Origin of the sequence: Streptomyces turgidiscabies Car8 (assembly GCF_000331005.1) — a bacterium.
Taxonomy (GTDB): domain Bacteria; phylum Actinomycetota; class Actinomycetes; order Streptomycetales; family Streptomycetaceae; genus Streptomyces; species Streptomyces turgidiscabies.
Genome location: NZ_AEJB01000360.1, coordinates 1 through 4,662, shown reverse-complemented (window position 1 = coordinate 4,662; position 4,662 = coordinate 1). Strand labels below are relative to the sequence as shown.

At 72.0% G+C, this 4,662-nt stretch carries 5 protein-coding genes; 4 read left to right on the top strand and 1 reads right to left on the bottom strand.

Annotation, left to right across the window (positions count from 1 at the left end):
- Positions 1-6: 6 nt before the first annotated feature.
- Together STRTUCAR8_RS24010 and STRTUCAR8_RS24005 are read left to right on the top strand one after the other, a co-directional pair.
- On the top strand, positions 7-912 hold the full coding sequence (locus tag STRTUCAR8_RS24010; protein ID WP_078507296.1) for an SgcJ/EcaC family oxidoreductase: 906 nt from the start codon (positions 7-9) through the stop codon (positions 910-912).
- 107 nt (positions 913-1,019) lie between these two features.
- Positions 1,020-1,520, top strand: a complete 501-nt coding sequence (locus STRTUCAR8_RS24005; RefSeq protein WP_006378558.1) for a hypothetical protein — start codon at positions 1,020-1,022, stop codon at positions 1,518-1,520.
- A 37-nt stretch (positions 1,521-1,557) separates the two neighbouring features.
- Here STRTUCAR8_RS24005 and STRTUCAR8_RS24000 read toward each other — a convergent pair whose 3' ends face one another.
- Positions 1,558-2,256 carry a pentapeptide repeat-containing protein gene (locus tag STRTUCAR8_RS24000; RefSeq protein WP_078507297.1) on the bottom strand — a complete coding sequence of 233 codons (699 nt, stop codon included), beginning with the start codon at positions 2,254-2,256 and terminating at the stop codon, positions 1,558-1,560.
- A gap of 143 nt (positions 2,257-2,399) precedes the next feature.
- Here STRTUCAR8_RS24000 and STRTUCAR8_RS23995 point away from each other — a divergent pair, with 143 nt between their 5' ends.
- The gene (locus tag STRTUCAR8_RS23995; protein WP_006378556.1) at positions 2,400-3,629 is read left to right on the top strand and encodes an FAD-dependent oxidoreductase; all 1,230 of its coding nucleotides are present in this window, start codon (positions 2,400-2,402) and stop codon (positions 3,627-3,629) included.
- A gap of 48 nt (positions 3,630-3,677) precedes the next feature.
- Positions 3,678-4,658, top strand: a complete 981-nt coding sequence (locus tag STRTUCAR8_RS23990) for a zinc-binding dehydrogenase (RefSeq protein WP_006378555.1) — start codon at positions 3,678-3,680, stop codon at positions 4,656-4,658.
- Positions 4,659-4,662 lie beyond the last annotated feature (4 nt).

Genomic DNA, 4,662 nt, shown 5'->3' with positions numbered 1-4,662 from the left:
AACACCATGACGACGCACCACAGCAGTCACACCAGCGGTCACGACAGCAGCCACAGCCACCCACACGGCGGCGACGACCCCGCCGACGACGCGATCCGCGCCCTGTGGGAGACCATGGCCCGAGGCTGGGCGGCCGGAGACGCCACACTGTTCGCCGCGAACTTCGCGACGGACTGCGACTTCACGACCGTACGCGGCGACAAGCCGCCGGGCCGCGCGGGCATCGAGGCAGGCCACGACCGCCTCTTCCGCACCCAGTACAACGGCACCCGGCTCGACGCCCGGGTGACGGCCTTACGGCACCTGCGCCCGGGCCTCGCCACCGTCGAGGCGGAGTCCACGATCCGCGCGGCCGACGGCACCGCGCTGGCCTCGACCCACGCCCTGGCCGTCGTCGAACGGACGGGCACACACGACGGACCGGACCTCTGGCAGATCGTCGCCTTCCACAACATGATCCCGGCGGCAGCCCCGGCCGAGCCCTCCAAGTCCCCCGAGGAGACCCCTGTCGTGTCCGAGACCCCGGAGACCGGTCGCCCCAAGCTGCGCCACCTCGCCATCGTGGCCCGGGACACGGAGAAGCTGGCCGAGTTCTACAGCTCCGTCTTCGCCATGGAGCTGTTCCACCGTGACCCCGACGGCAGTTGCTTCCTCTCCGACGGCTACCTCTCCCTCGCCCTCATCAAGCACCGGCTCGACGGCGACACCCCGGTCGGCATGAACCACTTCGGCTTCCACATCGCCGACACGGCGGCCACCTCGGCGGCGCTGGTGGCGAAGGGCGCGGACAAACCGGCGGAGCGCTTCACCGACCGTCCCTTCGCCGAGTACCGCGCGATGGATCCGGAGGGCAACTGGTTCGACCTCTCGGAACACGGGTTCGGCGGGCCCCGGCCGACCGAGGACTCCTGAGCAAGACGGAAGGCCGGGGGACGGGAGGCGGGCAGGCAGGAGGCAGGGAGACGGGAGACCGGGCATGGAGGGTGAGGGGTGAGTCGCCTCGTGACACCATCACCCCCGTGCTCGATATCGGCTACGCCCTCTCCAACCGGTTCCCGGACCCCCCGCAGACCGACTACCGCCGCGCGGACGTCCACGCACTGCGGCACGACCTGTTCTGCGGAGACGTCTACCTCGCCGACACCAAGGCGGACCGGGAACTGTCCACAGCCTGGGGATGGGTGCCGGTGCTCGACTTCGCGTGGGCCCTGTGCGACATCGTGGAGCAGTTGGACCAGGACCCCGCAGGCTCACGCGCCTCCCGCCCCCAGTACGCGGAACTGGACTTCACCGAGTCCACCGACCGCATGCTCTTCGAGCGCCGCTTCGGGTGGGTCGACATCGAGTCCGACTGGATGCCGGCGGAGGAACCCGCGCTCACCTTCTCCCACGCCGAACTCCGCAAGGAGGCGCGGGACTTCCTGCACGACGTACTGGCCGACCTGATCGACCTGCACGACGCCCTCGGCGAGAACCCGGCGATCTGGACACTGCAGGCCCGCTTTCCGAGGGTGCGCTGAGCCGGGGGGGCATGGAATGCGCGAAAGCCCCCCCCGCCTACTCCACCCGCACCCCCAGCTCCGCCGCGAACACCCCCGCCAGATCGAGCAACTGCACAGGACTGATCACCGCCCCCGCCAGCCGGTCCACCCCCCGCGCGAACCCCAGCTCCGCGGCCCGCCGAAAGTCCACGTCCCTCAGCCGCGCCTCGCTGAAGTCCGCCCCCTTCAGCGCACAGTCCACGAACTCCACGCGCTCCAGCACCGCACCCCCGAAGTCCGGCTCCACCAGCACGCACCCCTCGAAGACGACATCCTTCAGCTTCGACTTGCGCAGGTTCAGATAGTCGATCTTCCCGCCCCGGACCACCACCCGCTCCAGCACAGCCCCGTGCAACTGCACCCCGCCCAGCCGGGCGTCGACCAGCTCCACATCACGCAGGGTCGACTCGGCGAGGTTCGTGCCGACCCCCCGTATGCCCGTGAGGACCGAGTCGAGCAGCCGGGCGTGGTGCAGCCGGGTCTCGTCCAGCGCGCACCCCGTCAGCGCGCAGTCCATGAACCGGGCACCCCCGCCGTCCTGCCCGGCGAAGTCGGCCTCCCGGAACTCCAGCCCGTCGTAGTCCCCGTCCGGCTCCAGCTCACCGCCCCCGAACAGCTCCAGCACCGGCAACCGCACCTCGGGCCGCCGAGCCTCCTTCACCCCGGAAGCGGAACCTCCCGGACTCCCCGCGCCACCCGCCACTCGCCTCGCCATGCCCCCATCCTGCACCCCACCACTGACAATCCCCCTGACCTGCGAAAACCCCTCCCCGGCCACCCCCGTGTCACATTCCGACCCCCTCGATCCGTCGTACCGACGGAAAGCAGAGAGGCGCCCACCGCAGGGAGACCCCAGACATGCACCCGGCCCGCACCGACAAGCGCACACCCACACGCAGCCACACCCCCGCCCGCACCCACCTCACCGTCATCGGCGGCGGCTTCGCCGGTCTGACCGCCGCCATCGCCGCCGCGGAGGCGGGCGCCAAGGTCACCGTGTACGAGGCCCACCACACCCTCGGCGGCCGGGGCCGCACCGCCGAGGGGCCGTACCGTACGAACGAGGGCCCGCACGCCCTCTACAGCGGCGGCCCGCACTGGACCTGGCTCACCCGGCGCGACCTCATCGGCCCACTCGCCCCACTGCCCCCGCTCGAAGCCGCCCGCTTCCACTTCCGCCACCAGGGCACCCTCCGCCGCACCCCACCCCTCGCCATGCTCAAGCTGCTCCGCCGCAGCGCCCAACACGCGCCCGTGGACGTCGACTTCATGACCTGGGCCACCGAACAGGCGGGCGAGAAGGGCGCCCGGGCCGCCGCGCACTACTCCGCCGTCGCCCTCTTCCACCACGACCCCGGCACCCTGTCCGCGGCCTTCGTCCAGGAACGGCTGCGCCGCGCCGCCGCCCTCCCGCCCGAGGCCCACTACCCGCGCGGCGGCTGGGCCAGCGTCATCGACCGTATGGCCGCCCGCGCCTGGAACCTGGGAGTACGGGTGGAGACCCTGTCCCGCGTCGACACGCTCCCCACCGACACACCCGTCATCGTCGCCACCTCCCTCGACGCCGCCCGGCGCCTCCTGAACGACGACACCCTCACCTGGACGGCCGCCCGTACGGTCCTCCTCGACCTCGCCGTACGTACCCGGCGCGGCGACCCCTTCGTCGTCTCCGACCTCGACGCACCCGGCTGGCTGGAACGCTTCACCGCACAGGACCGCACCCTCGCCCCCGCCGGCGAACAGCTCCTCCAGGGCCAGTTCCCGATCGGCCCGGACGCCTCCCGCCCCGAGGGTGTCGCCCGCGCCGAGGAACTCCTCGACCTGGCCTTCGACGGCTGGCGCGAACGCGTCACCTGGCGCCGCGAAGCCACCGCCAACGGCCGTACCGGCGCGGTCGACCTCCCCGGGACGAGCTGGCGCGACCGGCCCGCCATCGAACGCGGCAACGGCGTCTATCTCGCGGGCGACCAGGTAGCGGCCCCCGGCGTCCTCGCCGAGGTCTCCTTCAACAGCGCGCTGAACGCCGTCTCACTGGCCCTGGGCAACCGCCGAACCCGCCTCGACCCCCTTGACCTCAAGCAAGCCTGAGGTTGAAAAGTGGGCCGCACACAAGGCCACACACCTGGGGGACCTCTCATGCACGCCATCCGCCTGCACGCCTTCGGCCCCGCCGAGAACCTCACCTACGAACAGACAGACGACCCGGCACCGGGCCCGGGCCAGGTCCGTATCGCCGTCGCCGCAGCCGGCGTACACCTCCTCGACACCGCCCTCCGCGAGGGCGTCCAAGGCCCGGCGCCCGCGCCCGCCCCGCTGCCGACCATTCCCGGCCGGGAGGTGGCCGGCACCGTCGACGCCCTGGGCGAGGGCACCCCACACCTGTGGCTCGGCAAACGCGTCGTGGCCCACCTCGGCTTCCTGCCCGGCGGATACGCTGAACTCGCCGTCACCGACATCGAACGCCTGCACGAGATCCCGGCCGGCCTCGACTTCGCCCAAGCCGTCGCGATGATCGGCACCGGACGGACGGCCATGGGAATAGTCCAGTTCACCGACCTCGGCCCCGACTCCGTGGCCGTCGTCCCGGCCGCCGCGGGCGGCCTCGGCACACTGCTCGTCCAGTACGCCCGCCGCACCGGCGCCACCGTGATCGGCCTCGCCGGCGGCCCGGCCAAGACGGCCCTCGTCACGGCGAACGGCGCCGACCTCGCCGTCGACTACACCGACCCCACATGGCCGGACAAGGTCCGCGCATACCTCGGCGGACAACCCGCCACCGTCGTCTTCGACGGCGTGGGCGGCGACATCGCCCGCGAAGCCACAGCCCTCCTCTCCCCCACCGGACAACACCTCGTCTTCGGCTGGTCCGCCCAAGGCATCCACACCGGCGGCCCCTACCTGGTCGAGGGCGTCTCCCGACAAGTCCTGGGCCCGGAGATGCTGAAGAAGACAGGCGGCCCCAACCCCCTCCGCACCCTGGAACTCCGCGCCCTCACCGAAGCCGCCACCGGCCGCCTCACCCCGGCCGTACACCGCTTCCCGCTCGCCGAAGCAGCCACCGCCCACCACGCCCTCGAAAACCGCGGCACGACCGGCAAGGTCGTGCTGGAGCCGTGACTCA